Genomic DNA, 23452 nt, shown 5'->3' with positions numbered 1-23452 from the left:
GGGCTCAGCGCAGCATGGGCCACAGCGTCAGCGCCAGCAGCGCGCCCATGCCGATATTGAAGCCCTTCAAACGTCCGGGCCGCGCAAGAAACCCTCGCAGCCCCACGCCGAAGCCCGCCCACACGGACACGGCCGGCAGGTTCACCAGCGCGAATACGGCGCACATCCAGGCCAGCGACACCCAGGGCGCGGCGGCATCCATATAGACCGCCACGGCCGCCAGCGCCACGATCCAGGCCTTGGGGTTGACCCATTGGAACAAGGCCGACTCCATGAAACTGAGGGGCCGGGCCGATGCGGCCGGGTCCGAGGCGATCGAGCGCGACAGCGCGATGCGCCACGCGAGGTACAGCAGATAGGCCGCGCCGACGATCTTCAGCCCCATGGACAGGGCCGGCCAAGCTTCGAACAGCGCGCCCAGTCCCAGCCCCACGCCCAGCAGCAGCGATGTGAAACCGACCGTGATGCCCAGCACCTGGGGCAGCGTCCTGGCAAAGCCGAAGTTGGCGCCGGAGGTCATCAGCATGACGTTGCTGGGGCCGGGCGAGATGGAAGTCACCAAGGCGAACGTGGCCAGGGCAAGCAGGTTTTCGATGGACAAGATGCGGCTCCCGGCGCGTGGCGCGCCCTGTTCCCGATGAAAGACAGCCGCATTGTGGGCCGGCGCCGGCGTTATTAATATTGGCGCTATTGACATCTTCGATAGCGTTCTTGCCATGAAAATGCAGATCCTCGCCCTGGACGGCGTGTTCGACACCGGCCTGTCCGCCATCCTGGACGTGTTCGCCACGGCCAACGAGCTGGCGCCCATGCTGCCGGCCCGCATCCCGCCGTTCGAGACACGCATCGTGGGCATGCGCCGCAAGGTGCGCACGTCCCAGGGGTTCGGCGTGCCGGTCTCGGGCGATCCCGATCCGGCCGACCCGGACTGGATCGTAATTCCCGCCATCGGCTACAAGATGCCCGAGACGCTGCTGCCGGCGCTATCGCGTCCCGACGTGCGCGACAGCGGCAGGATGCTGCGGGAACGCGCGCCCGCCGGCAACACCGCCGCCGCCTGCATCGGCACCTTCGTGCTGGCGGAATCGGGCCTGCTGGACGGCCAGAAGGCCACCACCACCTGGTGGCTGGCACCACTGTTCCGGCAGCGCTACCCGGCGGTGGAACTGGAGGACAGCCGCATGCTGGTCCGCTCGTCGGCGTTCCTGACGGCCGGCGCGGCGCTGAGCCACATGGACATGGCGCTGTGGCTGGTGCGCCAGGCCAGTCCCGAACTCGCCTCGCTGGTAGCGCGCTATCTGATCGTGGACCAGCGGCCCGCGCAATCCGCCTACGCGCTGTCCGACCATCTGGCGCACGCCGATCCGCTGGTCCAGGCGTTCGAGCGCTGGGCGCGGGAACACCTCGCGCAAGGGTTCTCGCTGGATGCGGCCGCGCAGGACCTGGGCGCCAGCAAGCGCACGCTGGCGCGCCGCACGCAGCAGGTGCTGGGCAAGAGCCCGCTGTCGTTCTTCCAGGATCTGCGGGTCGAACGCGCGGCCCACCTGCTGAAGACCAGCAGCCTGTCGCTGGAACAGATCGCCGCGCAGGTCGGGTACGCGGACGGCGTCACCCTGCGCAACCTGCTGCGGCGGCGCCTGGGACACGGCGTGCGCCAATTGCGCTGATGCGCTTTAATCGGAACTGGCGGGCGCCTTTCGCGCACCGCGCATTCCACACGGTGCATCATGGCCATCGCGAAGAACTTCCTGCTCTACGACGGAGACTGCCCCTTCTGCTCGAACTACGTGCAGATGCTGCAATTGCAAAAGGCCGTGGGCCCGGTCGACCTGCTGAACATGCGCGACCATCCCGACCTGGCGGTGGCCTACAAGGCGCAGGGATACGACCTGAACCAGGGCATGCTGCTGCACCTGAACGGGCAGGATTTTTTCGGCGCGGACTGCATCAACCGGCTGGCGCTGATCAGCACCGGCAATGACCTGTTCAACAGCGTCAACGCCGCCATCTTCCGCAACCCCTGCCTGTCGACCGCCCTGTACCCCTTCATGCGCACCGGCAGGAGCTTGGCGCTGACCTTGCTGGGCAAGAAGAAAATGCAGGTGTAGTGCGGCGTCCTTCCCGGCCCGCCTTGCTTGAGAAACGCGGGCGGCGGGCGTAACGTGGGAATGGCGGCATAAGCCGCGGCACCTGGATAGGTACGCATCATGACGTCCCACACCCCTCACCACCCCAACCCGGCCCATGCCGCGCCCGATTCCGGCATGGCGGCGCCCCCGCGCGCCGAAAAGGAACGGGTAAAGTCGGACCAGCAGCATGAGCAGGCCCGGCGCAAGGCGCTGGTCGAATCGCGGCACAAGGAAAACGTCCACAGCGTCGCCGCGCCGCGCTACCACGGACACCGCGGCGGATAAGCGCCTGGCGCATGGTTTCCCCCTGCTGGCGGCGCCGCCAGATTCCGTAACGTCTTGGAAAAATATCGAACTGCAATAAGTCCCTGAAAAGCGGACCATCTCGCGTTGGACGCCGGACCAGGCCGAAAGCACTGGTCCGCGCCCCGATATATCGCCCTGCATGGTCTTGCACAATAAAGGATGCTTATCGTGACTTCGATCGGAAAGACCGCCGCCGCCTGCGCCCTGGGCGCCTGTCTGGCGCTTGCCGCCGCCGGACAGACCGCCTTTGCCCAGGCCGACGCCCCCACGCCCCTGGCGACCGGCATGATCGACACCGGCAGCGCGGAGGGCCAGGTGATCGAAGCGGTGCGCAACGGCGACATCCTGTCCATCAAGATACGGTTCAAGCCCATCGTGCCGGGCAAGACGGAGATGGTCTACACGTCGATCTCGAAGAACGACTACGAGAACAGCTTCTACGTCGTCGCCGGCAACAAGAAATACCTGCTGCTGAAAGACAGCAACGACAAGCCGCTGACCAATCCCAAGCTGGTCATCCGGACCTCGAAAGAGACCCCCATCGCCGGCTCCTGGCAGGGCAAGTTCCCCGCGCCGCCCAAAGACATCGCCGAAGTCTCCCTGACGATCCCCGGCGTCGAGACCTTCGACGCCATCAAGATTTCCGACCGCTGACCATGGCCGGCCACCCGGGCGCGTCGACGCTGCTGGCCGCGGCGCTGCTGGCCGCCGCCAGCGGCTCTTTCGCGCAAGAGCCGCCCTACAAGGCCGAGATCCTGGATCTCCGGGCGACGGTCCTGGACCTGAAGGGCTTTCCTTCCGACACCGGCGGCGGCGTGTCCGACCTGACGGCCCGGGTGGACGGCCTGGCGGCCCGCCACGAAGGGCTGTCGGTGCGGCAGGACAAGAATGCCGTGACCGTGTCGATGCTGGGCGACGTGCTGTTCGACTTCGACCAGGCCGCCATCCTGCCCGCCGCCGAGCCGACGCTGAACGACATCGCCGGCCTCATCCAGTCCGGCTCCGCCGGCACCGTCGCCATCGAGGGGCACACCGACTCGAAGGGGTCGGCGTCCTACAACAAGGAACTGTCGCTGCGGCGCGCCAAGGCGGTGGCGCAATGGCTGGCGGGCCACGGCGTGGACCCGGCGCGGCTGTCCACGAAAGGCCTGGGCGATGCCAGGCCGGTCCAGCCGAACAAGCTGGCCAACGGCGCGGACAATCCGCAGGGCCGCGCCCAGAACCGGCGCGTGGAATTCGTGCTGCCCAAACGCTGAGCGCGGCGCGCGCCGTCGGGCCTGGACGGCCTCAGCGGGCCGCCCCCGGCGGTTCATCCGCCGCGGCCAGCGCGACGTCCATGTCGATCAGCACCGGCGCGTCGCGCGGCAGTTCCCGCACGCCGATGACCGAACGCGGATGCTGTCCGGCCGCGCCGAACACGGCGGCAAGCAGTTCCGATCCGGCATCCGCGATGGCGGATAGCCGCGTGCTCTTGCGCTGGCCCACCTGGAAGAAATAGTTGACGCGCAATATCTGCGTCACGTCATCCAGGCCGCCCCGCGCGCTGTGCGCCACCCAGGACAGGGCGTGCAGCACGCACAGGCGCACGGCCTCGCGCGCCTGTGCTTCCGATACCTGCTCGCCCACCGCGCCCAGCACGAACAGGCGGTCCGGACCGAGCTTCGGGATCTGGCCGGCCACGTGCACCGTGTCGCCGTGGCGCAGCGCCGGCAAATAGGCGTAATGCGTCGGCATGGGCGCGGGCAGCGCCAGCCCCAGCGCCTTCAGGCGCGATTCCGCGTCGGCCATGATCGTCCTCTAGAGTTTGCCGGGCAGGAAATCGACCTGCTTGGCAAGGGTGGCCCAGCGCGTGCTCTCGCTGGCGACGAAACCGGCGAACGCCTCGGCCGAACCGCCCTTGGTGCTTACCCCCTGCTCCTTCAATCGCGTCGCCACTTCCGGCGATTGCAGCGCCTGGTTGAACGCTTCGTTGAGCTTTTTGATGACTGGCGCCGGCGTGCCGGCGGGCGCGACGATGCCCTGCCAGGACGTGATGTCCAGGTCTGCCAGGCCGACCTCCTTGTAGCTGGGGATATCGGGCGCGGACTCGATCCGGACGGGCGACGTGACCGCCAGGGCGCGCAGCTTCCCCGCCTGCACGTGCGGCAGCAGCGTGATCACGGGGTCCAGGATCAGGCTGATGTGCCCGCCCAGCAGATCGTTGATGGCGGGCGCGCTGCCCTTGTAGGGGATATGGGCCATGCGGATGCCCGCCCGCTGCTTGAAGAGTTCGCCCGCCAGGAAAGTGGAGCTGGACGCGGATCCGAACGTCAGCGCGTCCGGCTTGCCACGGGCATAGGCGATGAAGTCCTTCATCGTCTTGGCGGGCACCGAGTGGCCGGTCGCGATGATGTAAGGCTGGTCGGCCAGCAGGATCACGGGCGCGAAATCGCGCGCGGCGGAATACGGCAGGCTGGCGTACTGCAATTCGTTGATCGACATGATGGGCAGGTTCGCCATCAGCAGCGTGTAGCCGTCCGCCGGCGCCCTGGCGACGTATTCGGCCCCGATGATGCCGCTGGCGCCAGGCTTGTTCACCACGAGTACCGGCTGCTTGATTTCCTGGCCCAGCTTTTGCGCCACGGTGCGCACGACCAGGTCAGCCACGCCTCCCGGCGGGAACGGCACGACGATCTGGAGGCTCTTGCTGGGAAATTCCTGCGCGCTGGCGTGCCCGTTCCATAGGGCGCCCATGGCCAGGGCGGCGGACGCGAAAAGGCGGACGGTTTTCTTCATGTAGGTGCTCCGGGGTTGCGGCCCATGGTGAATGACGAATCGCCCGGCGCAGCCGCCGGGCCAAAGCTCTGGTCGAAAAAGCGCATCCAGTTCTCGCCCATGATCAGCGCCGCTTCGCGCGGCGAGAACCCCTGGGCGCGCAGCCCTTGCTCGATGTTGCCGAAGTCCCGGCTGTCCTGGAACCACCCGGGCTGAGGCGGAAACCCCGGCTGCGCCGCGGACCCCTCGCCGTAGTCCACGCCCTTGGTGTAACGGCCCGTGCGCATCCACTGGACCACCGAATCCGGCTGGTCCTGGCACAGGTCCGACCCCAGGCCCAGATGCTCGACGCCAATGAGTTCGGCGGTGCGCGCCACCATGGCACAGAAGTCGTCCAGGGTGCAGGCCGATTTGTTTTTCAGATGGTGGGGATAGAGCGAAAAGCCGAACATGCCGCCCGCGGACGCCAGCGCCTTCAGCACCGTGTCCGATTTGTTGCGCAGCGCCGGGGCCCATGAATGCGGATTGGCATGGCTGATGGTGATGGGGCGCGCGGACAAGTCGATTGCCTCCAGCGTGGAGCGTTCCCCCGAATGGCTCATGTCGATGACCAACCCGACCCGGTTCATCTCCTTGATCACTTCCCGTCCCATGCGGGTGATGCCGCTGTCGACCGACTCGTAACAGCCCGAGGCCAGCAGGGACTGGTTGTTGTAGCTCAATTGCATGAAGCGCACGCCCAGGGTGTGCACCACCTCGACCAGGCCGATGTCGTCCTCGATGGACGACGGATTCTGCAGGCCGAAGAGAATGGCCGTGCGGCCATCCTGGCGCGCCCGCCTGACGTCGTCGCCGCTGCGCGCGTGCACGATCAGCTCCGGATAGCGCTCGAACCAGGTGTTCCAGCGTTCGATATTGAGGATGGTCTCGCGCAGGTTCTCGTGATAGGCGATGGTGACGTGGACCGCGTCCACGCCCCCTTCGCGCAACTGGCGGAATATTCTTTCGGACCAGTTGCTGTACTGCAGACCGTCCACGCGTAAGGCGCTTGCGCTCATTGCTGCTTCCTTGAATGGGATGAGCGCTACTGTAGATATCCGGCCAGAATTCAGTCAAACTAAAATTATTGTCATCTATTCAATATTTTCTTAATCGTGAAGCTCGAACATTTACGCATGTTCCTGGCCGTCGTCGACGCGGGAGAACTGGCCCAGGCGGGGGACCGCGTCGGCCGCACGCCCGCGGCGCTTTCCATGACCTTGAAACAACTGGAGTCCGAACTGGGCGGGCCGCTATTCGAAGGCGAACGGAAGATCCGGCTCTCTCCCCTGGGCCTCTACGTCCGCGCCCAGGCGCAGCGCGCCATCGCCGAGTTCGACACGGCCGTGGCCCACATGGTGCGCTACGCCAGCGGCGCCCTGGGCACGGCCAAGGTGGCCGCCGTGCCTTCCGCGGCCACGCGGCTGTTGCCACGGGTCATCGGCCTGATGCGCCGGCAGTACCCGCAGGTCAGGGTGGACCTGCGAGATATCGACTCCGCCGCGGTGGGCAAGGCGGTGGCCGCCGGAGAGGTCGACTTCGGCGTTGCCACGCTGCCGGCGCCCCTGCCCGGCATCGTGACCGAACCCTTGTTCGAAGACCGTTTCGTGCTGGTGTGCCCGGCCGGCCACAGCTTGACGGAACTTGGACGCGACGCGCGCTGGAGCGATATCGATGCCGCGGAGTTCATCGCGAACGGCTTGTGCGCCCGGTTCGATTCCCCCGAAGTGAGGGCATTGGTCGAGGCGTCGCTGCTGACGGTACGCAACACCACTTCCCTGCTGACCTTTGTTGAACAGGGCTTTGGCGTCACCATCCTGCCTGCGCTGGCGGTCACGGCCAGCGCAAAATTGGCGGTTATGCCCCTGGCCGACCAAAGCGCCGTCCGCAGCCTGGAAGTGCTGACTCGCGGCGGCGAAACCCTCAGCCCGGCCTCGCAAGCGCTGCTGGGGCTCACGCGCAGCGTGGCCGCCGAGCTGGCATTGACCTGGTCATGACTTTTTCAGGACGCCCATGAAATTCGACATCTACGGCAGATTTCAACTGGACATCCACCGCGAAGGCGGGGCGTGGGCGGCGTACCGTCCTGTTGCGGGAAAACGCGTCCCCGCTTCGGACCTGGCCATTCCCCCGGAAGTGTCCGCCGACGAGCTGGCGGAATACCTGGACGACATCTATCACGAGCTGGCCGGCCCCGGCGACCGGATTTCGCGCATCGGGTAGCGCAAGCGCCCTATTCTTCTTCACCGTAGCCGAAAGGCCACCGGCGCTTGTTCGGCTCGGGCGCGGGTTGCTGACTGTGCATGACGGGCTCCTGAGTATCGATGGCCGAATACTACCGGCATCCGTCGAATCGAACTGCAAAGGTTCGCAAAGGTCGCGGCAATCGTGCCGAAGCAGCCCCATCCGTGTTTCTAACACAAGGCGGCCCCAGCCCGCATCGGGGCTAGAACGTATGCCATTTCAGGGGCTGGCGCGTAGGATTGGAACGAAGCGCTGCATGGGGAGAACATCATGTCTGGTTCCAACTGGATATGTGGCACCGAGCCGCCGCATCGTCAGGGGTTCTACGAAACCGAATTCAATACGGGAGAAACCGAAGTCACGATGTATTCCGTATTGGGTTGGATGCCGCCCGCGCACCGGGGGTACGTCGTCAGATGGCGTTGGCTTGAACCCGCGGTGGAGCAGGCGGAGATCGAACGGTATCTGTATTACCGGCGCGAAGGGCGGGGCCATTCGTGAGTGGGATGCACGCGCTCGATCCATTTCAGCCGACGCTTGATGGCAATGCGAGCTGTGGCCCCCGGCTCCGATGCCTGGATAAACCCCATTAAAGCGAACTACGGCGAAAGAGCTAGAGTCCGAATCCACACCACCTCCTAGAATCGAAAATAGAAAAATTCAATTCGATTCGCGGGAGGGTTCATGAGTTACAAATCAGCAATTAAGCTCACGTCCATGATCGTGGGTTTCGGAACAATCACAGCTTGCACCCATCCGCCCCCAAACCTTCAAACCAGACTGGTAGACACATGGGGAAAGCGACTATACCCGACCACGAATATGGATGCCGTATACCCTCCTCGGGGAGGCATTTTTCCTGGTGACGTAGTCGCTCTTTGCAGCGGTCCAGTGGAAAACCCCGCCGTTCCGCAACAGCCGAGCAAAGAAAAGCCGCAAGCCATTTCCAGCGCAGAAGGGGCGGCTGGCGGCCGGCTGCGATTCGATCCAGTGATAATGGGTAGATTTTCGACCTTCAATGAATTTATCTACGAAGATCTTCGCGACCGGCCACACTTCAAACAGTCCGCACCATCGCCCAACAACAGAATGTCAATCAGTTTCGGCAGTCGGGAGATAGCGCTCCCGACCGTCGCGTTCCCGACATCGTCATTCGTGAGTCAGTCGAACATCGACGTGGGGCTGACTGGTACCGTCGATGCCGTAAAAGGAGGGGTTGGGGCAAGCCGCAGCAATACAGCGTACTACATACTCTCCATTCCCAATGCTGGTTTGCTAGCCCTGCCTTACCCACTCGCCCGAGCAGCAATTTCCCAATCGCTCGCAAAGGATCCCCAAAATGCGAAGATGATTGAAGACTCGTTCAAAGCACTCAAGGGCCAGGATTGGAACTGCGAGCTCGGTCTATTCGCCGTATGGAAGGTCTATTACGCCAGAGAAATGGTGTACTCGTATGGCGAGACTCTTGCACAAGCGTTCTCAGCGCAAGCGCAGGTTTTCATTCCAGAAGGAACCCGCAGTTCGGCCACGAATGAACAAATAAAGTCTGCCGTACCCAAGCCCGCCACCGCTGACGGAAAACAGGCATCAACTACGTCGGACGATCCAATGACTGGAATCATCACAGCGGTTTCGACCAGCCGCTCGGCAAGTGCAAATGCCGCCATGAGCTCATCCGATCTTGGTGTTCAGGGCGGGCGCGTAGCCGTATCAAACGCGTACGATCAGGGCGTTGCTTTCAGATATAAGTATGAGGAACCACTTGCCATCGCAGTCTCGTACATAAAACTCAATGTAGGAAAAAATGATCGCATAAGCTCGCTCGAAATAACTCCCCCGACAGGCAATTCCACCAGCACCCTTAAACACGAAATGGACGTTAACGGAGACATCCTCGACCAGGATATCTTCAAAAAGTCGCCATGAAATTCAGCATTTCCAAAAATCTTGAGCGGCCCGACACGGGCATCCACCGGAACATTCTTGAACCTCCGCTGAGACCGAGAAAGCCAAAGATCATCCAAAGCGGGGCGCACCTTGAAGCAATCCGCGTCACTGGGCAGGAAACTGCCTGAGCGCCCCCTTTGTGAGGCGACACCCGCCAACCTCCGTCTCCGTGCCGCAGGGTGTCCGCCCTGGCCCAGAACAGGGTCCCATGGCAAGAAGGCGGCGGGCAGGCCCTAAGCCCTTGAAATAACTCACAGTTATGAAATTCCCTAAGGAAAACCCCATTAGGGAATTTGCTTATGCGCTTTAATTATTTGCAAAGTGCATACTGGACGCGCAAGAATTCGTCCTTGGCATAAATCAAGACAGATGGAACTTCGTCAACTCGAGGCCTTCGCGGCCGTCATGTCCACGGGCAGCGTCACCGCTGCCGGACGGCTGCTCGGACGCTCGCAGCCGGCGATCAGCCGGTTGCTGCAGGAACTGGAGGCCGAGATCGGCTATCCCCTGTTCGCGCGCAGCGGCCCCCGCGTGACGCCCACCGAGCAGGGCTTCCTGCTGTATGACGACGTCGAACGGGCGCTGACCGGCCTGCAGCAGATCCGCGGCCGGGCCGACGAGATTGCCCGCGGCCAGGCCCAGCCGCTGCTGATGGCCGCCACTTCCGCCCTGGCGGCGGGGCTGGTGCCGGACGCGCTCAAGCGCATCGAATCCCGCCTGGGCACGGCCCGCGTGCAATTGCGCAGCGCGTCGCCGGAACAGGTGGTGCACGCAGTGCTGTCGGGCTCCGCCCAGTTGGGCGCGACCAGCCTGCCGCTGGAACACCGCGGCCTGACGGTGCACTGGATCGGGCAGGCGCCCTGTGTGGCCGCGCTGCCGGAAGACGATCCGGTGGCGCAGCAAGCCGTGGTGCCGGTGTCGGCCCTGGCCGGCCGCCGCCTGATCACCATGGCCAACCCCTTCCGGCTGCGGCGCCGGCTGGATGCCGCGCTGGCGCCCAACGGCCAGTTGCCCGGCACCCTGGAAACCAATTCGTCCATCAACGCCCTGGCCGCCGTGCGCGCCGGACTGGGCGTGTCGGTGCTGGAACCGATCACCGCCTACGGCGCGCCCATGCCGGGCGTGGCGATCCGTCCCATCGACCTGGACATCCCCTTTTTCTTCGGGGTCATCACCCCGCAGGCGCAAACGCTGACGCCGGCCTGCCAGGCCATGGCGGACGCGCTGGCGCAAGCCGCCGCGGACCTGCTGCCCGGCTTTGCGCTGCACGACGCCTGCGAGCATTCGGCGCTATTGCAGTCGATCTACGGTGACGACGCCCCTCTTACGGAATCCCCCGCATTATGAATCTGCCCGTAGCCACCCCGCCGCAAGGTCTCGCCGCGCTGGAAGCGCGCCTGCGGCAAGACCTGTCGTGGCTGGAAATCCCCGCCAAGAACTGGGTGACGCCCCGCTACGTCGACGGCCGGCAGGTGCTGGACGTGGCCATCGTCGGCGGCGGCATGGCCGGCCTGGCGGCGGCGGCGTCGCTCAAGCACCTGGGCGTCGATGCGCCCATCTTCGACCAGGCCCCCGAAGGCTATGAAGGCCCCTGGGCCACCACGGCCCGGATGGAAACGCTGCGTTCGCCCAAGCAGTTGACCGGCCCCGCGCTGGGCCTGCCCGCGCTGACCTTCCGCGCCTGGTTCGAGGCCCAGTTCGGGTCCGAAGCCTGGGACGCGCTGGACAAGATCCCGCGCCTTCAATGGATGGATTACCTGCGCTGGTACCGCCGCGTGCTGGAGCTGGACGTGCGCAACGAACACCGCATCCGCGCCGTGCTGCCGCGCGCCGACAAGCTGGTGCAGCTCGACATCGAATCCCCCGCCGGGCGCAGCACGGTGCTGGCGCGCCGCGTGGTGCTGGCCACCGGCCGCGACGGCCTGGGCGGCGCCTATGTGCCCGACTTCGCGAAGAAGCTGCCGCGCGACCGCTGGGCGCATTCGTCCGACGTCATGGACTACGCCACGCTCGCCGGCAAGCGCGTGGGCGTGGTGGGCGCGGGCGCGTCCGCCATGGACAGCGCGGCCACCGCGCTGGAAGCGGGCGCCGCCAGCGTGGACCTGCTGATCCGCCGCAACGACATCCCCCGCGTCAACAAGGGCAAGGGCGCGGGCAACCCCGGACTGACCCACGGCCACCTGGCCCTGCCCGACGAATGGAAGTGGAAGATCCGCCACTACATCAACGCCGCCCAGGTGCCGCCGCCGCGCGGCAGCACGCTGCGCGTCTCGCGCCACCCCAACGCCCGCTTCAACCTGGGCGCAGGCGTCCAGGACCTGGCGCTGGTGGAAGACGAAATCCGCGTCACCACGCCCAAGGGCGTGTTCGCGCTGGACTTCCTGATCTTCTCCACGGGCTTCCGGATCGACTGGACGGCGCGGCCGGAATTCGCCGCGCTGGCGCCGCATGTGCGCGCCTGGGGCGACCGCTACGTGCCGCCCGCCGGCGAAGAGGACCAGGAACTGCATGACTCGCCCGACCTGGGCACCGTCTTCGAATTGCAGGAAAAAACCCCGGGCGCCTGTCCCGGCCTGGACCGCGTGCATTGCTTCTCGTATCCGGCGGCGCTGACGCAGGGCACGATCTCGGGCGACATCCCGGCCATCAGCGAAGGCGCCAAGCGCCTCGCGCAGGGCATCGCCGGCCTGTTCTACCGCGAGGACGTGGCCGCGCACTACGCCAATATGGAAGCGTTCTCGGAACCGGAAGTGTTCGGCGACGAATGGGTTCCAGCTCCGGCCCCCCAGGCGGAGACCGCGCAATGACGGGCTGGTTGCTGCGCCGCGTGGCGCAAGCCGCGGTGGTCGTCTTCCTGATGACGCTGATCGTCTTCGTGGGCCTGCACGCCATCGGCAATCCGGTGGACATCCTGATCGGCCAGGACGTGGACCAGGTGGACCGCGCCCGCATCATCGCCGAACTGGGCCTGGACAAGCCGCTGTGGGAACAGTACCTGGCGTTCCTGAACGGCGCCCTGCACGGCAACCTGGGCAACAGCTTCGTCTACAACATCCCCGCCGTCGAACTGGTGATCCAGCGCCTGCCCGCCACCTTCGAGCTGGCCATCACCGCCATGCTGATGGCGGTGATCGTCGGCCTGCCGCTGGGCCTCCTGGCCGGCCTGTACCCGGAAAGCCGCTGGTCCAAGATGATCATGGCGGGCAGCATCGTGGGCTTCTCGCTGCCCACGTTCTGGATCGCCCTGATGCTGATCATGACCTTCAGCGTGTCGCTGGGCTGGTTGCCGGCCAGCGGCCGCGGGCAGACGGTGGAGTTCCTGGGCTTCCAGTGGTCGTGGCTGACGGCCGACGGCTGGCGCCACCTGATCCTGCCGGCCTTCAACCTGTCGCTGTTCAAGATTTCGCTGGTCATCCGCCTGACGCGCGCCGGCGTGCGCGACGTGCTGCCGCTGGATTTCGTGAAGTTCGCGCGCGCCAAGGGCCTGTCGCCTTTCCGCGTGGTCTGCGTGCACGTGCTGCGCAACACCATGATCCCGCTGGTGACGGTGCTGGGCCTGGAACTGGGCTCCACCATCGCGTTCGCCGTCGTCACCGAGAGCATCTTCGCCTGGCCCGGCGCCGGCAAGCTGATCCTGGACAGCCTGAACGCGCTGGACCGCCCCGTGATCGTCGCCTACCTGATCGTGGTGGTGTTCCTGTTCGTGACTCTGAACCTGATCGTGGACATTCTTTATAAAGTGCTGGACCCGCGGGTGCGGCTGGAGGCCTCGGCATGAGCGCCGTATCGACACCAAACCCGACGCCTAGCCCCGCCCTGCGCCGCGAATCGCCCTGGCGCCGCAACCTGGCCGAGTTTCTCTCGTCCAAGACCGCGGTGGTGGGCCTGGCCGTGTCCGTGCTGCTGATCCTGGCCGCCGCGCTGGCGCCCTGGATCGCGCCGCAGAACCCGTACGACCTGCTGCAGATCGACGTGCTGGACGCCCGCCTGCCGCCGGGCACCATGAACGGGCTGGACACCTTCCACTACTGGCTGGGCACCGACGGCCAGGGCCGCGACCTGCTGTCGGGCATCCTGTACGGCCTGCGCATCAGCCTGGTGGTGGGCGTGGGTTCGGCGGTCATCGCCGGCATCGTCGGCACCCTGCTGGGGCTGCTCGCCGCCTACGCCGGCGGCAAGGTCGACGCGCTGATCATGCGCCTGGTGGACCTGATCCTGTCCTTCCCGTCGATACTCGTGGCCATGATGATCCTGGCCTACCTGGGCAAGGGCGTGGGCAACGTGGTGCTGACGCTGGTGATCCTGGAATGGGCCTACTACGCCCGCACCGCGCGCGGCCAGGCCCTGGTGGAACGCCGCCGCGAATACGTGGAAGCGGCGCGCTGCCTGGACATCCCCAACTGGCGGATCATGCTCAAGCACATTCTGCCCAACTGCCTGCCGCCGCTGATCGTCATCGGCACGCTGCAGATCGCCCGCGCCATCACGCTCGAAGCCACGCTGAGCTTCCTGGGCCTGGGCGTGCCCGTGACCGAACCGTCGCTGGGGCTGTTGATCTCCAACGGCTTCCAGACCATGCTGTCCGGCGAATACTGGATCAGTTTCTACCCCGGCATCGCGCTGCTCGTCACCATCGTGGCGATCAACCTGGTGGGCGACCGCCTGCGCGACGTGCTGAACCCGAGGACCCACAAATGACCGCCGCCCACGCCTCTTCCGGCGCGCCGGCCACGCTGGAGGTGCGCAACCTGCGCACCCACTTCTTCACCCGCGCGGGCGTGCTGCCCGCCGTGGACGATGTTTCCTTCACGCTCGAGCGCGGCAAGATCCTGGGCCTGGTCGGCGAGTCCGGCTCGGGCAAGTCCGTCACGGGCTTCTCCATCATGGGCCTGGTGGACGCGCCGGGCCGCGTCGTGGGCGGCGAAGTGCTGTTCCAGGGCCGCGACCTGACCAAGCTGTCGCCGCGCGAACTGAGGAAGCTCCAGGGCAACCGCATCGCCATGATCTTCCAGGACCCGATGATGACGCTGAACCCCGTGCTTCGGGTGGACGCGCAAATGATCGAGACCGTGCGCGCGCACAACAAGATGAGCGTGGCCCAGGCCCGCGCCTTGTCGCGCGACACCCTGGGCATGATGGGCATTCCCAGCCCCGAAGAACGCCTGCTGGCGTATCCGCACCAGTTGTCCGGCGGCATGCGCCAGCGCGTGGCCATCGCGATCGCCATGCTGCACCGCCCCGACCTGATCATCGCGGACGAACCCACCACCGCCCTGGACGTCACCATCCAGGCGCAGATCCTGTCGGAAGTGCAGAAGCTCGCGCAGCAGCACGGCACCAGCCTGATCTGGATCACCCACGACCTGTCGGTGGTGGCCGGGCTGGCCGACGACGTGGCCGTCATGTACGCCGGCCGCATCGTCGAGCACGGCACCGTCGACGACGTGCTGGACCGCCCGCAGCATCCCTACACCGTGGGCCTGATCGACAGCCTGCCCAGCAACAACCGGCGCGGCCAGCGCCTGCGCCAGATTCCCGGCATGACGCCCAACCTGCTCAACCTGCCCGCCGGCTGTGCCTTCGCGGCGCGCTGCCCGCGCGCCACCGCCGCCTGCAACCGGCAACCCGACATCACCGACGCCCTGCCCGGACACCTGGTGCGCTGCTTCCATCCCACGATCCAGACCAGCGAGGTGACGGCATGAACGCGCCCGCCACTACCCCGCTGATCGACCTGAGCCGGGTCAGCAAGCGCTTCGGCGAACGCCCCGTGGGCCGGGTCGGCCATGCGATGCAGCGCATGGGCCTGTCCAAGCCGCCCGCCGTCACCCGTGCCGTCGACAACGTGGACTTGATCGTCAACCCCGGCGAAGTGGTCGGCCTGGTCGGCGAGTCCGGCTGCGGCAAGTCCACGCTGGGCCGCATCGCCGCGGGCCTGCTCACGCCCTCCGGCGGCCAGATCCGCATCAACGGCGTGCGCCCGGCCGACATGACCGCCGCCCAGGCCCACGCCGCGCGCCTGCAAGTGCAGATGATTTTCCAGGACCCCTACGCCAGCCTCAACCCGCGCCTGCGCGTGGACGAGATCGTGGGCGAAGCGGCCCGCATCCACGGCCTAGTCGGCAATGGCGACTTCGACGACTACGTCAGCGCCCAGATGGAACGCGCGGGCCTGGACCCGGCGCTGCGCCAGCGCTATCCGCACCAGTTCAGCGGCGGCCAGCGCCAGCGCATCGGCATCGCCCGCGCGCTGGCGGTGCAGCCGTCCATGCTGGTGTGCGACGAAGCCGTCGCCGCGCTGGACGTCTCCATCCAGGCGCAGATCCTGAACCTATTCATGGACCTGCGCGAAGACCTTGGCCTGACCTATCTTTTCATCAGCCATGACCTGGGCGTGGTCGAGCACCTGTCCGACCGCGTCGTGATCATGTACCTGGGCCGCGTCGTGGAAACGGCCACGGTGGAAGAAGTGTTCCGCCGCCCCAACCACCCGTACACGCAGGCCCTGCTGGCCGAGATCCCCAGCCTGAAGTCGCGCCACAAGATCTTTACCGCGATCAAGGGCGAGATCCCCAGCCCGCTGAACCCGCCCGGCGGCTGCCATTTCCATCCGCGATGTCCGCATGCGATGCCGCGCTGCAAGACCGAGGTTCCCACGCTGAAGGGAATCGCCATCAACCACCTGAGCGCCTGTCACCTGAACGACATGGCCTGAACGCATCCGCCGCGGCGCCCGCGCCGCGGTTTCCCGAATTAACCGCTCGTTCCCCCTATACCAAGGACCCCGAACATGAAACGCCTGATTCTCACCACCCTGACCGCCGCCATCCTGGGCGCCTCCGCCGCCGCCAGCGCCGACGACCTGTCCATCGGCTTCGCCGACCCGCTGTCGTCGCTGGACCCGCAACTGAACAACCACGCCGGCGACCGCTCGGTGGCCCTGCACTTCTGGGACCTGGCGATCGAGAACAAGTGGAACAAGCTCCAGCCCGGCCTGGTCGCCAGTTGGAAGCCGCTGGACGACAAGACCTGGGAATTCAAGCTGCGCGAAGGCGTCAAGTGGCAGGACGGCACGCCCTTCACCGCCGACGACCTGATCTATTCCTACACCCGCGCGCGCGCCGTGCCGGGCAGCGTGGCCACCTATGCCGGCTACCTGCGCACCATCGACACGATGACCGCCAAGGACCCGCTGACCCTGATCATCAAGACCAAGGCCCCCAACCCCGACCTGCCGCTGAACCTGGCCTCCGTCCACGTGGTCAGCAAGCACGTCGGTGAAAAGTCGACCACGGAAGACTACAACTCGGGCAAGGCCATGATCGGCACCGGCCCCTACAAGTTCGTGTCCTACACCCCCGGCGACCGCGTCATCATGGAACGCAACGACGCCTACTGGGGCGACAAGCAGATCTGGGACAAGGTCAACTACCGCTACATCAACAACGCCGCCGCCCGCACCGCCGCGCTCCTGGCCGGCGACGTGGACGTGATCGACAAGGTGTCGGTGTCCGACCTGGCCAAGCTGCAAAAAGCGTCCAATATCTCGGTCTATCCGTACGACGGCCTGCGCGTCATGATCCTGCAGCCCAGCTTCAACCCCGCGCCCAACCAGTACATCACCGACAACAACGGCAAGCCCCTGGACAAGAACCCGCTCCTGGACGTGCGCGTGCGCCAGGCGCTGAACCTGGCCATCAACCGCAAGGCCATCGCCGACCGCATCCTGCAAGGCGCGGCCACCGAGGCCAACCAGTGGATGCCCAAGGGCACCTTCGGCTACAACCCCGACGTCAAGGACATCCCCAACGACGTCGCCCAGGCCAAGAAGCTGCTGGCCGAAGCCGGCTTTCCCGACGGCTTCAAGCTCACCATGCACGTTCCCAACGACCGCTACCCCCAGGGCCCGGAAACCGCCCAGGCGGTGGCCCAGTTCTGGACCCGCGTCGGCGTGAAGACCCAGGTGGAAGTGGTGCCATGGGCCGTGTATTCGGGCCGCGCCAACAAGAACGAATTCGCCGTCAGCATGCTGGCCTGGGGCAACGGCACCGGCGAAGCCAGCTACGCGCTCGTCAACATCCTGGCCACCGCCGACGCCAAGAAGGGCCTGGGCGCCTCGAACTGGGGCCGCTACACCAACCCCAAGGTCGACGTCGCGCTGGAACAGTCCACCTCGGAATTCGACGTGGCCAAGCGTGAAGCCATCCTGCGAGACTCGGTCAAGATCGTGTCCGACGACGTCGGCATCATCCCGCTCTACCACTACAAGAACATCTGGGCCGCCAAGAAGGGCCTGAAGGTCACCCCCATGACCAGCGACCGCACGGCCGCCATGATGGTGACCAAAGAATCCGGCAAAGACGCGGGCAAATAAGCCATGGCCCTTACTCTTTCCATCACCCCCGCGGACGCGCTGATCGACGTGGCGCGCCACATCCGCGTCGAGCAGGCCCAGCCCGGCCAGACGGTGGAGATCACCGCCCTGACCCGCCGCAAGGGCGTGCTCTGGCAAAGCCAGGCCGCCTTCGTGGCGGACGCCAACGGCACCGTCGACCTGACGCGGGACGCCCCCGCGTCCGGCGACTACGCCGGCGTGGCCCCCATGGGCCTGATCTGGTCGCAGTCCCCCGTCGATTCGCCCAGCCGCGAGCAGTTCAACCAGCCGGTCGCCGAGCCCCTGGTCACCGACGTGGTCGCGCGCGCCGGCGGCGCCCAGGCCCAGGCCAGCTTCACCCAGCGCCTGGCCGCTGAAGGCGTCACCCGCCAGGACGTGCGCGAGGACGGCCTGGTCGGCACGCTGTACCTGCCGCCCGGCGCCGGCCCGGGCACGCATCCCGCCGTCATGATCCTGAACGGCTCCGGCGGCGGCATCAACGAACCGCGCGCCGCGCTCTACGCCTCGCGCGGCTACGCCGCCTTCGCGCTCGCCTACTTCAAGGCGCCGGGCCTGTCGGACTACATCTCCAACACCCCGCTGGAGTACTTCCAGACCGGCCTGCGCTGGCTGCGCAAGAAGGTGCAACCCAAGCACGACTTCGTCGCCATCAGCGGCCAGTCGCGCGGCGGCGAACTGGTGCTGCTCCTGGGCGCCACCTTCCCCGAGGAAGTCTCCGCCGTCGTCGCCTACGTGCCCGGCGCCGTGGTCCACAGCGGCCAGAACGCCTGCGATCCCAAGATCGGCCGCGAAGGCCCCACGTGGCTGCTGGGCGGCAAGCCCATCCCCCACGTCTGGGAAAATAACCGCACCGCCACCTGGGCGCCCTTCGACGAAGGCCCCGCGCCGCACCGCCACGAGAAGGCCATCCTCACCGCGCTGCAAGACCCCGACGCCGTGGCCCGCGCGCGCATCAAGGTGGAAGACATCAAAGGCCCCGTCATCCTGCTGTCGGGCACCGACGACGGCTCCTGGCCGTCCAGCCTGTACTCGAAGATGGTGCAGGACAAGCTGGCCGAGGTGAAGCACCCCTATCCGGTCCAATGGCTGGACTACGAGAACGGCGGGCACTCCATCCTGTTCCCGTACGTGCCCACCACCCAGCACGTCTACGCTCACCCCGTGTCCGGCAAGATCAGCACCAGCGGCGGCACCCCGCGCGACAACGCCCGCGCCGACCAGGAATCCTGGGAAGGCGTGCTGAAGTTCCTGGACGCCGCCGTCCGCGCCCGCGCCGCCTGAGAGAAACAAGGAGATCCCGCATGGCTGAACCCATCGTCTACAACGTGACGGATGACCTGGTCGATCGCCTGATCGCCCTGGCGCCCGGCAGCAAGACCTACGAAGCCCGCCACCAGCGCGAGAAAGTCGCGGCCGCCACCCAAGGCAGCTACGACGCCCTCTTCGACCCCGCCCTGCCCGGCCTGTCGCTGGCCGAGCGCCTGCTGGTCGCGCTGTACGCCGCCCGCATCACCCCGTCGCCCGTCCTGGCCGCGCACTACCGCGCCCGCCTGACCGACGCCGGCGCCACGCCCGCCGACATCGCCGTCGCCGAATCCGGCAAGCCCGCCGACGCCTCCAGCCCGCGCCTGGCCGCCATCCTCGAATACACGCGCAAGCTGATCGAGAAACCCGTCGAAGGCGACGAAGCCGCGCTCAAGACCCTGCCCGCCGCCGGCGTCTCCACGCCCGCCGTGGTCACCCTGTCGCAGCTCATCGCCTTCCTGTCCTACCAGGTCCGCCTCGTCGCCGGCCTGGAAGCCATGAAGGCCCTGGAAACCCAGCCTGCCGCCGCCGGCACCCCGCCTGCGCCCTTCCCGGCCAACACCGCCTCCACCGCGCCCGGCGCCGTCATCAAGGCCCACGGCTTCACCAACGAAAGCCTGGAATGGAAGGCCTGGCTCGACGTCGTCAACGTCGACACCGCCACGCCCGAGCAGGTTGCCGTCCTGGAAGAAAGCCACCCCAAGGCCAAGGTCTCGGATTACTACCTGTTCCTGGTCCACCAGCCCGAAATCCTGCGCCAGCGCTCCACCGCGTTCAACGCCATCATGTACGCGCCCGGCGGCCTGTCCCGCGCAGAGCGCGAACTGGGCGCCACCGTCGTGTCCCGCGTCAACGGCTGCGTCTACTGCGCGTCCGTGCACGCCCAGCGCTTCGAACAACTGGCCAAGCGCAACGACGTCATCGCCCAGGTGTTCGAAGATCCCGCCACCGCCGGCACCACGGCGCGTGAGCTGGCCATCGGCAAGTTCTCGATCCAGATCACCGAAGCGCCTGCTGCGGTGAACGCCGACAGCATCCAGGCCTTGAAGGACGTGGGCTTGAACGAAGGCGAGGTCCTGGACCTGCTGCACTCGGACGCGATCTTTGCGTGGGCGAATCGCCTGATGCTGAACCTGGGCGAGCCGGTGTTCCCGGCTGCCTGATCCCGCGGCGTCCGGCCGCTTGCGTGCCGGATGCTTTGCCTAGCGCACGTCGTCGCCGACACGAGTCGGCGATGACAAGCCGCCCTATCAACGCTGCCAGGTCAGCAGCTTGACGCCCGCAACGCCAAACACCACGGCCACCGTCCCTTCGATCCAGCGCCGCAGCCTGGCGTACAGCGCAATCATCGGCGCGGTCGAAAAAGCGACGGCATAGCCGCCGAACACCATGACGCCGAGCAACGCGCAACCGCCGATGATCGCGGGCAAGGTACCGTCCGACGCGCTTTCCCCCAGCCCCAGCGACATGATCGCCATCCAGGCCAGAATCGCCTTCGGATTGCCGATGTGCATGAGCACGCCCTGGCGGTAGAGCACCCGATAGCGCGGCGTCGCGCGCCCCGTTTCCACCTTCGCAAATGCCGCGCCCGGCCTCAGCGCCGATCGGCCGCTGCGGAACGCCAGATAGAGCAGATAGACGCCGCCCACTATCTTGATGATGAAAAGCGCCTGGGCGGAAGCCGCCAGCACGGCGGAAATGCCGGTTGCCGCCAGGGTCGCCCAGAACAACGAGCCCGTAATGACGCCCGCCGCGAGTGCTAAAGCCGGCACACGGCCGTCACGCATCGCCGTTGCCATGATCGCCATGTTGCTGGGGCCGGGACTGGCGGTGGCAATCAGATAAGTGCCGTACACAAGAGCAAGCTGACTCACGAGCATTTGCGTTTCTCCAGGGATGTCGGGCCTCTCCAGCGTTACAGCGGGAGGTCTCCGCGATGAACGATATGCACCTTGTTCCCGTCAGGATCGCGCAGATACGCCCCAAAGTAGCCGTCGCCATAATGAGAGCGCATCCCCGGCGTCCCTTCGTCCGTCCCACCCTGCGCAAGCCCGCCCGCATGGGCCGTGCTCACCGCTTCCTGCGTAGGAGCCAGAAAAGCCACCATGCTGCCATTGCCCACCGTCGCCGGCTCGCCGTCGTAGGGCATGTACACATAGAAGCGCGGCAGCAGCGCCTGACCGGTCACCCAGCAAAGCGCCAAGGGCCCGCCATCCGGCGTGACAACGCGACGCTTCAGTCCAAGCGGAAGCAGCACCGCGTCATAAAAACGGCCCGCGCGTTCAAGATCACGCGTCCCGACAGTGATATGGCTGAACATTTGACGACTCTCCCTGCGCCCGCCCTGGCGGCCAGGCGCTTTCAGAAATGCATGACACATCCAATCGCATCGGGCATGTTACTCGCCTGCCAAATCATGCGGATCACAAGAAGAGGCACAGTCCGCGCCCGTTCCGCCAGGGCCGGCCGCGTTTTCGTTAAACTGACGCTTTCCGCCTTCTCCTGCGCCCCGCCTATCGCGGGGCGCATTGCCTTACCCCATGTCCGAAAAAACCCACGACATCCGCCCCGGCCAGTCGATCGAACTGCTCAAGGCCCTGCACATCCTGACCCGCGACGGCAAGATGAACCAGGACAGCCGCCGCAAGCTCAAGCAGGTCTACCACCTTTTCCAGTTCATCGAGCCGCTGCTGAAAGACGTCCAACAGCAGCGCGGCGCCGTCACCCTCGCCGACCACGGCGCGGGCAAGTCATACCTGGGCTTCATCCTCTACGACCTGTTCTTCAAGGAACAGCCCGAAGCGCTGAAGAACGGCTCCCACATCTACGGCATCGAAACCCGCGAAGAACTGGTGAAGTCGTCCGAAGAACTGGCCAAGCGGCTGGGGTTTGGCGGCATGTCGTTCCTGAACCTCTCGGTTGCCGATTCCATCACCTCGGACAAACTGCCCGCCACGATCGACGTCGTCACCGCCCTGCACGCCTGCAATACCGCCACCGACGATGCGATTCATTTCGCGTTGGAGAAGAAGGCCAAGTACATCGTCGTTGTGCCCTGCTGCCAGGCGGAAGTGGCTTCGGTGCTGAGGAAGAACAAGGCCAAGGCGCTGGCGGATCCGCTGGCTGAGATTTGGCGGCATCCGCTGCATACTCGGGAGTTCGGGAGCCAGATCACCAATGTGCTGCGGTGCCTGCAACTGGAAGCCCACGGGTATCAGGTCAGCGTGACCGAGCTGGTGGGGTGGGAGCATTCCATGAAGAATGAGCTGATCATTGCGCAGTACAAGGATTTGCCACGTAGGAAGCCGGCGGAACGGCTGACAGAGATGTTGAACCGGATTGGGTTGCAGGAATTGAAGGACCGGTTTTTTCTGCCTCAGGATTCTGTGGCCACCTCCAAGTAGCCGGGAACAGCGTCCCGATCGCGGCGCGCGCCGACGTGCCGGAGTGCTCGAACCGAGCAATCCACGACATGTAAAGAAAACATGACTTATTGACAAGTAAACTTGACATCATTAAAGTCAGGTTTTCTTTACATAGGTCATTGCCATGCCCACTCACGTTGCCTCCGCCCGTGCGACTTCCCCTGGCCGCAGCTACGCCGTCCGCACCGTTGCCTTCATGAGCGCTTACGTGCTGGTCCACGCTGCCGCCATTGCGGGCCTCTTCGATAGCATCCTGGGCAAACCGGCAGGATGGGCCGTCGCAGCGCTGGCGGCGCTGCTCGTCGCCGGCCAGATATGGGCCACGCTACGGCTCATGGCGCAAAGTGATGAATACGTGGGCGTGATCGTCGCCAAGTGCTTCATCCTGGCCGCTGGCGCCACCATGGCGCTCTGGACCGCGTGGGGGTTTGGCGAAACCTATGCGGCCGCTCCCCATATTCCCGGATGGCTCTTCTACCCCATATTCTGGGGAATCTACGCGCTGGTATCTCCCTTCGTCCGTACGAGCAATTGAATGAAAAACAGATTGCGAGTCCTGCGGACCGAAGCGGGTTGGACGCAGGCGGAACTGGCGGAGCGGCTGGGCGTCTCGCGCCAGGCCGTCAATGCGGTGGAAACTGAGAAGCATGATCCGTCTTTGGATCTGGCGTTTCGGATCAGTGCGTTGTTCAAGAGGCGTGTTGAGGATATTTTTGAGAATCCTCACTAGGAGCAGCAAAATAGATACCGACTACAAATTCGCTAGTTAGATGCTGCGAGCATGCAGTCTGACACCTTGTATCTTGGTCCCCGTGGTGATTAGCTATCACCACAGCGGATTCGAGCAGCTTGTTCTGACACCCAAAGCTTGGACTTTGCTCGATAGATTAAGCCTAGAATCCGCACCT

The 23452-nt window shown here is 65.6% G+C and carries 27 protein-coding genes; 21 read left to right on the top strand and 6 right to left on the bottom strand.

Translation table 11 applies throughout. From position 1 onward, the window contains the following. Positions 1 to 4 precede the first annotated feature (4 nt). On the bottom strand, positions 5 to 601 hold the full coding sequence (locus AVE30378_RS19345; RefSeq protein WP_129242478.1) for a LysE family translocator: 597 nt from the start codon (positions 599 to 601) through the stop codon (positions 5 to 7). A 115-nt stretch (positions 602 to 716) separates the two neighbouring features. Between AVE30378_RS19345 and AVE30378_RS19340 the strand changes: the two genes are divergently transcribed. From AVE30378_RS19340 to AVE30378_RS19320, 5 genes are all read left to right on the top strand, one after another. Beyond that, positions 717 to 1667, top strand: a complete 951-nt coding sequence (locus tag AVE30378_RS19340; protein ID WP_129242477.1) for a GlxA family transcriptional regulator — start codon at positions 717 to 719, stop codon at positions 1665 to 1667. Between the two features lie 60 nt (positions 1668 to 1727). Further along, complete coding sequence (locus AVE30378_RS19335) at positions 1728 to 2108, top strand: DCC1-like thiol-disulfide oxidoreductase family protein (RefSeq protein ID WP_129242476.1); 381 nt, start codon at positions 1728 to 1730, stop codon at positions 2106 to 2108. A gap of 99 nt (positions 2109 to 2207) precedes the next feature. Then, positions 2208 to 2414 (top strand): hypothetical protein, encoded by a 207-nt coding sequence (locus tag AVE30378_RS19330; RefSeq protein ID WP_129242475.1) that lies wholly within the window; start codon positions 2208 to 2210, stop codon positions 2412 to 2414. Between the two features lie 189 nt (positions 2415 to 2603). Continuing rightward, positions 2604 to 3089 carry a hypothetical protein gene (locus AVE30378_RS19325; RefSeq protein ID WP_244235102.1) on the top strand — a complete coding sequence of 162 codons (486 nt, stop codon included), beginning with the start codon at positions 2604 to 2606 and terminating at the stop codon, positions 3087 to 3089. Positions 3090 to 3091: 2 nt separating this feature from the next. Beyond that, a complete protein-coding gene (locus AVE30378_RS19320; RefSeq protein WP_129242474.1) occupies positions 3092 to 3691 on the top strand; it encodes an OmpA family protein in 600 nt (199 codons plus the stop codon). A 31-nt stretch (positions 3692 to 3722) separates the two neighbouring features. Here AVE30378_RS19320 and AVE30378_RS19315 read toward each other — a convergent pair whose 3' ends face one another. From AVE30378_RS19315 to AVE30378_RS19305, 3 genes are read right to left on the bottom strand one after another with little or no spacing between them, the layout of a single operon-like run. Beyond that, positions 3723 to 4223 (bottom strand): RidA family protein, encoded by a 501-nt coding sequence (locus AVE30378_RS19315; RefSeq protein WP_129242473.1) that lies wholly within the window; start codon positions 4221 to 4223, stop codon positions 3723 to 3725. Positions 4224 to 4232: 9 nt separating this feature from the next. Then, positions 4233 to 5210: a Bug family tripartite tricarboxylate transporter substrate binding protein gene (locus AVE30378_RS19310; RefSeq protein WP_129242472.1), complete on the bottom strand. Its 978-nt coding sequence runs from the start codon at positions 5208 to 5210 to the stop codon at positions 4233 to 4235. Continuing rightward, positions 5207 to 6247: a membrane dipeptidase gene (locus AVE30378_RS19305; protein WP_129242471.1), complete on the bottom strand. Its 1041-nt coding sequence runs from the start codon at positions 6245 to 6247 to the stop codon at positions 5207 to 5209. The genes AVE30378_RS19310 and AVE30378_RS19305 overlap by 4 nt, the downstream gene beginning before the upstream one ends. A 96-nt stretch (positions 6248 to 6343) precedes the next feature. Between AVE30378_RS19305 and AVE30378_RS19300 the strand changes: the two genes are divergently transcribed. The 13 genes from AVE30378_RS19300 (at position 6344) to AVE30378_RS19240 (ending at position 20282) form a co-directional block, all read left to right on the top strand. Next, positions 6344 to 7225, top strand: coding sequence for a LysR family transcriptional regulator (locus AVE30378_RS19300; RefSeq protein WP_165360244.1), 882 nt, complete (start codon positions 6344 to 6346; stop codon positions 7223 to 7225). A 16-nt stretch (positions 7226 to 7241) separates the two neighbouring features. After that, positions 7242 to 7451, top strand: a complete 210-nt coding sequence (locus AVE30378_RS19295; protein ID WP_129242469.1) for a DUF7661 family protein — start codon at positions 7242 to 7244, stop codon at positions 7449 to 7451. Between the two features lie 291 nt (positions 7452 to 7742). After that, on the top strand, positions 7743 to 7973 hold the full coding sequence (locus tag AVE30378_RS19290) for a hypothetical protein (protein ID WP_129242468.1): 231 nt from the start codon (positions 7743 to 7745) through the stop codon (positions 7971 to 7973). 390 nt (positions 7974 to 8363) lie between these two features. After that, on the top strand, positions 8364 to 9398 hold the full coding sequence (locus tag AVE30378_RS19285) for a hypothetical protein (protein WP_129242467.1): 1035 nt from the start codon (positions 8364 to 8366) through the stop codon (positions 9396 to 9398). Positions 9399 to 9788: 390 nt separating this feature from the next. After that, positions 9789 to 10766 carry a LysR family transcriptional regulator gene (locus AVE30378_RS19280; protein WP_129242466.1) on the top strand — a complete coding sequence of 326 codons (978 nt, stop codon included), beginning with the start codon at positions 9789 to 9791 and terminating at the stop codon, positions 10764 to 10766. Then, positions 10763 to 12226, top strand: a complete 1464-nt coding sequence (locus AVE30378_RS19275) for a flavin-containing monooxygenase (protein WP_129242465.1) — start codon at positions 10763 to 10765, stop codon at positions 12224 to 12226. The genes AVE30378_RS19280 and AVE30378_RS19275 overlap by 4 nt, the downstream gene beginning before the upstream one ends. After that, positions 12223 to 13197, top strand: coding sequence for an ABC transporter permease (locus tag AVE30378_RS19270; protein ID WP_129242464.1), 975 nt, complete (start codon positions 12223 to 12225; stop codon positions 13195 to 13197). The genes AVE30378_RS19275 and AVE30378_RS19270 overlap by 4 nt, the downstream gene beginning before the upstream one ends. Then, positions 13194 to 14117: an ABC transporter permease gene (locus tag AVE30378_RS19265; RefSeq protein WP_129242463.1), complete on the top strand. Its 924-nt coding sequence runs from the start codon at positions 13194 to 13196 to the stop codon at positions 14115 to 14117. Before AVE30378_RS19270 ends, AVE30378_RS19265 begins: the two co-directional genes overlap by 4 nt. After that, the gene (locus AVE30378_RS19260) at positions 14114 to 15124 is read left to right on the top strand and encodes an ABC transporter ATP-binding protein (protein ID WP_129242462.1); all 1011 of its coding nucleotides are present in this window, start codon (positions 14114 to 14116) and stop codon (positions 15122 to 15124) included. The genes AVE30378_RS19265 and AVE30378_RS19260 overlap by 4 nt, the downstream gene beginning before the upstream one ends. After that, positions 15121 to 16134, top strand: coding sequence for an ABC transporter ATP-binding protein (locus AVE30378_RS19255; RefSeq protein WP_129242461.1), 1014 nt, complete (start codon positions 15121 to 15123; stop codon positions 16132 to 16134). The genes AVE30378_RS19260 and AVE30378_RS19255 overlap by 4 nt, the downstream gene beginning before the upstream one ends. Positions 16135 to 16209: 75 nt before the next feature. Then, positions 16210 to 17793 carry an ABC transporter substrate-binding protein gene (locus tag AVE30378_RS19250; protein WP_129242460.1) on the top strand — a complete coding sequence of 528 codons (1584 nt, stop codon included), beginning with the start codon at positions 16210 to 16212 and terminating at the stop codon, positions 17791 to 17793. A 3-nt stretch (positions 17794 to 17796) separates the two neighbouring features. Then, positions 17797 to 19095 carry an acyl-CoA thioesterase/bile acid-CoA:amino acid N-acyltransferase family protein gene (locus tag AVE30378_RS19245; RefSeq protein WP_129242459.1) on the top strand — a complete coding sequence of 433 codons (1299 nt, stop codon included), beginning with the start codon at positions 17797 to 17799 and terminating at the stop codon, positions 19093 to 19095. A gap of 20 nt (positions 19096 to 19115) precedes the next feature. Then, complete coding sequence (locus AVE30378_RS19240) at positions 19116 to 20282, top strand: CMD domain protein (protein WP_129242458.1); 1167 nt, start codon at positions 19116 to 19118, stop codon at positions 20280 to 20282. Between the two features lie 87 nt (positions 20283 to 20369). Here the strand turns inward: AVE30378_RS19240 and AVE30378_RS19235 are convergent, their stop codons facing one another. Next, a complete protein-coding gene (locus AVE30378_RS19235) occupies positions 20370 to 20999 on the bottom strand; it encodes a LysE family translocator (protein ID WP_129242457.1) in 630 nt (209 codons plus the stop codon). 35 nt (positions 21000 to 21034) lie between these two features. Beyond that, entirely contained in the window at positions 21035 to 21439 is a 405-nt protein-coding gene (locus tag AVE30378_RS19230; protein ID WP_129242456.1) for a VOC family protein, read from the bottom strand. Between the two features lie 220 nt (positions 21440 to 21659). Here AVE30378_RS19230 and AVE30378_RS19225 point away from each other — a divergent pair, with 220 nt between their 5' ends. The 3 genes from AVE30378_RS19225 to AVE30378_RS19215 all read left to right on the top strand — a co-directional run bounded on the left by AVE30378_RS19225 (position 21660) and on the right by AVE30378_RS19215 (position 23274). Then, complete coding sequence (locus tag AVE30378_RS19225; RefSeq protein ID WP_129242455.1) at positions 21660 to 22523, top strand: class I SAM-dependent methyltransferase; 864 nt, start codon at positions 21660 to 21662, stop codon at positions 22521 to 22523. Between the two features lie 217 nt (positions 22524 to 22740). Beyond that, a complete protein-coding gene (locus AVE30378_RS19220) occupies positions 22741 to 23079 on the top strand; it encodes a hypothetical protein (RefSeq protein ID WP_244235101.1) in 339 nt (112 codons plus the stop codon). Continuing rightward, positions 23080 to 23274 carry a helix-turn-helix transcriptional regulator gene (locus AVE30378_RS19215; protein WP_088447690.1) on the top strand — a complete coding sequence of 65 codons (195 nt, stop codon included), beginning with the start codon at positions 23080 to 23082 and terminating at the stop codon, positions 23272 to 23274. The last annotated feature ends 178 nt before the right edge of the window (positions 23275 to 23452 follow it).

Origin of the sequence: Achromobacter veterisilvae, from assembly GCF_900496975.1 — a bacterium.
In the GTDB taxonomy this organism is placed as follows: domain Bacteria; phylum Pseudomonadota; class Gammaproteobacteria; order Burkholderiales; family Burkholderiaceae_B; genus Achromobacter; species Achromobacter veterisilvae.
The sequence above is the reverse complement of the archived record's forward strand: the minus strand, read 5'-3'. Positions and strand labels throughout refer to the sequence as shown.

Excerpts from the sequence above, each read along its gene's own strand:
- AVE30378_RS19340 (WP_129242477.1), top strand. The coding sequence starts at position 717 with ATGAAAATGCAGATCCTCGCCCTGGACGGCGTGTTCGACACCGGCCTG.
- AVE30378_RS19335 (WP_129242476.1), top strand. The coding sequence starts at position 1,728 with ATGGCCATCGCGAAGAACTTCCTGCTCTACGACGGAGACTGCCCCTTC.
- AVE30378_RS19330 (WP_129242475.1), top strand. The coding sequence starts at position 2,208 with ATGACGTCCCACACCCCTCACCACCCCAACCCGGCCCATGCCGCGCCC.
- AVE30378_RS19320 (WP_129242474.1), top strand. The coding sequence starts at position 3,092 with ATGGCCGGCCACCCGGGCGCGTCGACGCTGCTGGCCGCGGCGCTGCTG.
- AVE30378_RS19315 (WP_129242473.1), bottom strand. The coding sequence starts at position 4,223 with ATGGCCGACGCGGAATCGCGCCTGAAGGCGCTGGGGCTGGCGCTGCCC.
- AVE30378_RS19310 (WP_129242472.1), bottom strand. The coding sequence starts at position 5,210 with ATGAAGAAAACCGTCCGCCTTTTCGCGTCCGCCGCCCTGGCCATGGGC.
- AVE30378_RS19305 (WP_129242471.1), bottom strand. The coding sequence starts at position 6,247 with ATGAGCGCAAGCGCCTTACGCGTGGACGGTCTGCAGTACAGCAACTGG.
- AVE30378_RS19295 (WP_129242469.1), top strand. The coding sequence starts at position 7,242 with ATGAAATTCGACATCTACGGCAGATTTCAACTGGACATCCACCGCGAA.
- AVE30378_RS19290 (WP_129242468.1), top strand. The coding sequence starts at position 7,743 with ATGTCTGGTTCCAACTGGATATGTGGCACCGAGCCGCCGCATCGTCAG.
- AVE30378_RS19280 (WP_129242466.1), top strand. The coding sequence starts at position 9,789 with ATGGAACTTCGTCAACTCGAGGCCTTCGCGGCCGTCATGTCCACGGGC.
- AVE30378_RS19275 (WP_129242465.1), top strand. The coding sequence starts at position 10,763 with ATGAATCTGCCCGTAGCCACCCCGCCGCAAGGTCTCGCCGCGCTGGAA.
- AVE30378_RS19270 (WP_129242464.1), top strand. The coding sequence starts at position 12,223 with ATGACGGGCTGGTTGCTGCGCCGCGTGGCGCAAGCCGCGGTGGTCGTC.
- AVE30378_RS19265 (WP_129242463.1), top strand. The coding sequence starts at position 13,194 with ATGAGCGCCGTATCGACACCAAACCCGACGCCTAGCCCCGCCCTGCGC.
- AVE30378_RS19260 (WP_129242462.1), top strand. The coding sequence starts at position 14,114 with ATGACCGCCGCCCACGCCTCTTCCGGCGCGCCGGCCACGCTGGAGGTG.
- AVE30378_RS19255 (WP_129242461.1), top strand. The coding sequence starts at position 15,121 with ATGAACGCGCCCGCCACTACCCCGCTGATCGACCTGAGCCGGGTCAGC.
- AVE30378_RS19250 (WP_129242460.1), top strand. The coding sequence starts at position 16,210 with ATGAAACGCCTGATTCTCACCACCCTGACCGCCGCCATCCTGGGCGCC.
- AVE30378_RS19245 (WP_129242459.1), top strand. The coding sequence starts at position 17,797 with ATGGCCCTTACTCTTTCCATCACCCCCGCGGACGCGCTGATCGACGTG.
- AVE30378_RS19240 (WP_129242458.1), top strand. The coding sequence starts at position 19,116 with ATGGCTGAACCCATCGTCTACAACGTGACGGATGACCTGGTCGATCGC.
- AVE30378_RS19235 (WP_129242457.1), bottom strand. The coding sequence starts at position 20,999 with ATGCTCGTGAGTCAGCTTGCTCTTGTGTACGGCACTTATCTGATTGCC.
- AVE30378_RS19230 (WP_129242456.1), bottom strand. The coding sequence starts at position 21,439 with ATGTTCAGCCATATCACTGTCGGGACGCGTGATCTTGAACGCGCGGGC.
- AVE30378_RS19225 (WP_129242455.1), top strand. The coding sequence starts at position 21,660 with ATGTCCGAAAAAACCCACGACATCCGCCCCGGCCAGTCGATCGAACTG.
- AVE30378_RS19220 (WP_244235101.1), top strand. The coding sequence starts at position 22,741 with ATGAGCGCTTACGTGCTGGTCCACGCTGCCGCCATTGCGGGCCTCTTC.
- AVE30378_RS19215 (WP_088447690.1), top strand. The coding sequence starts at position 23,080 with ATGAAAAACAGATTGCGAGTCCTGCGGACCGAAGCGGGTTGGACGCAG.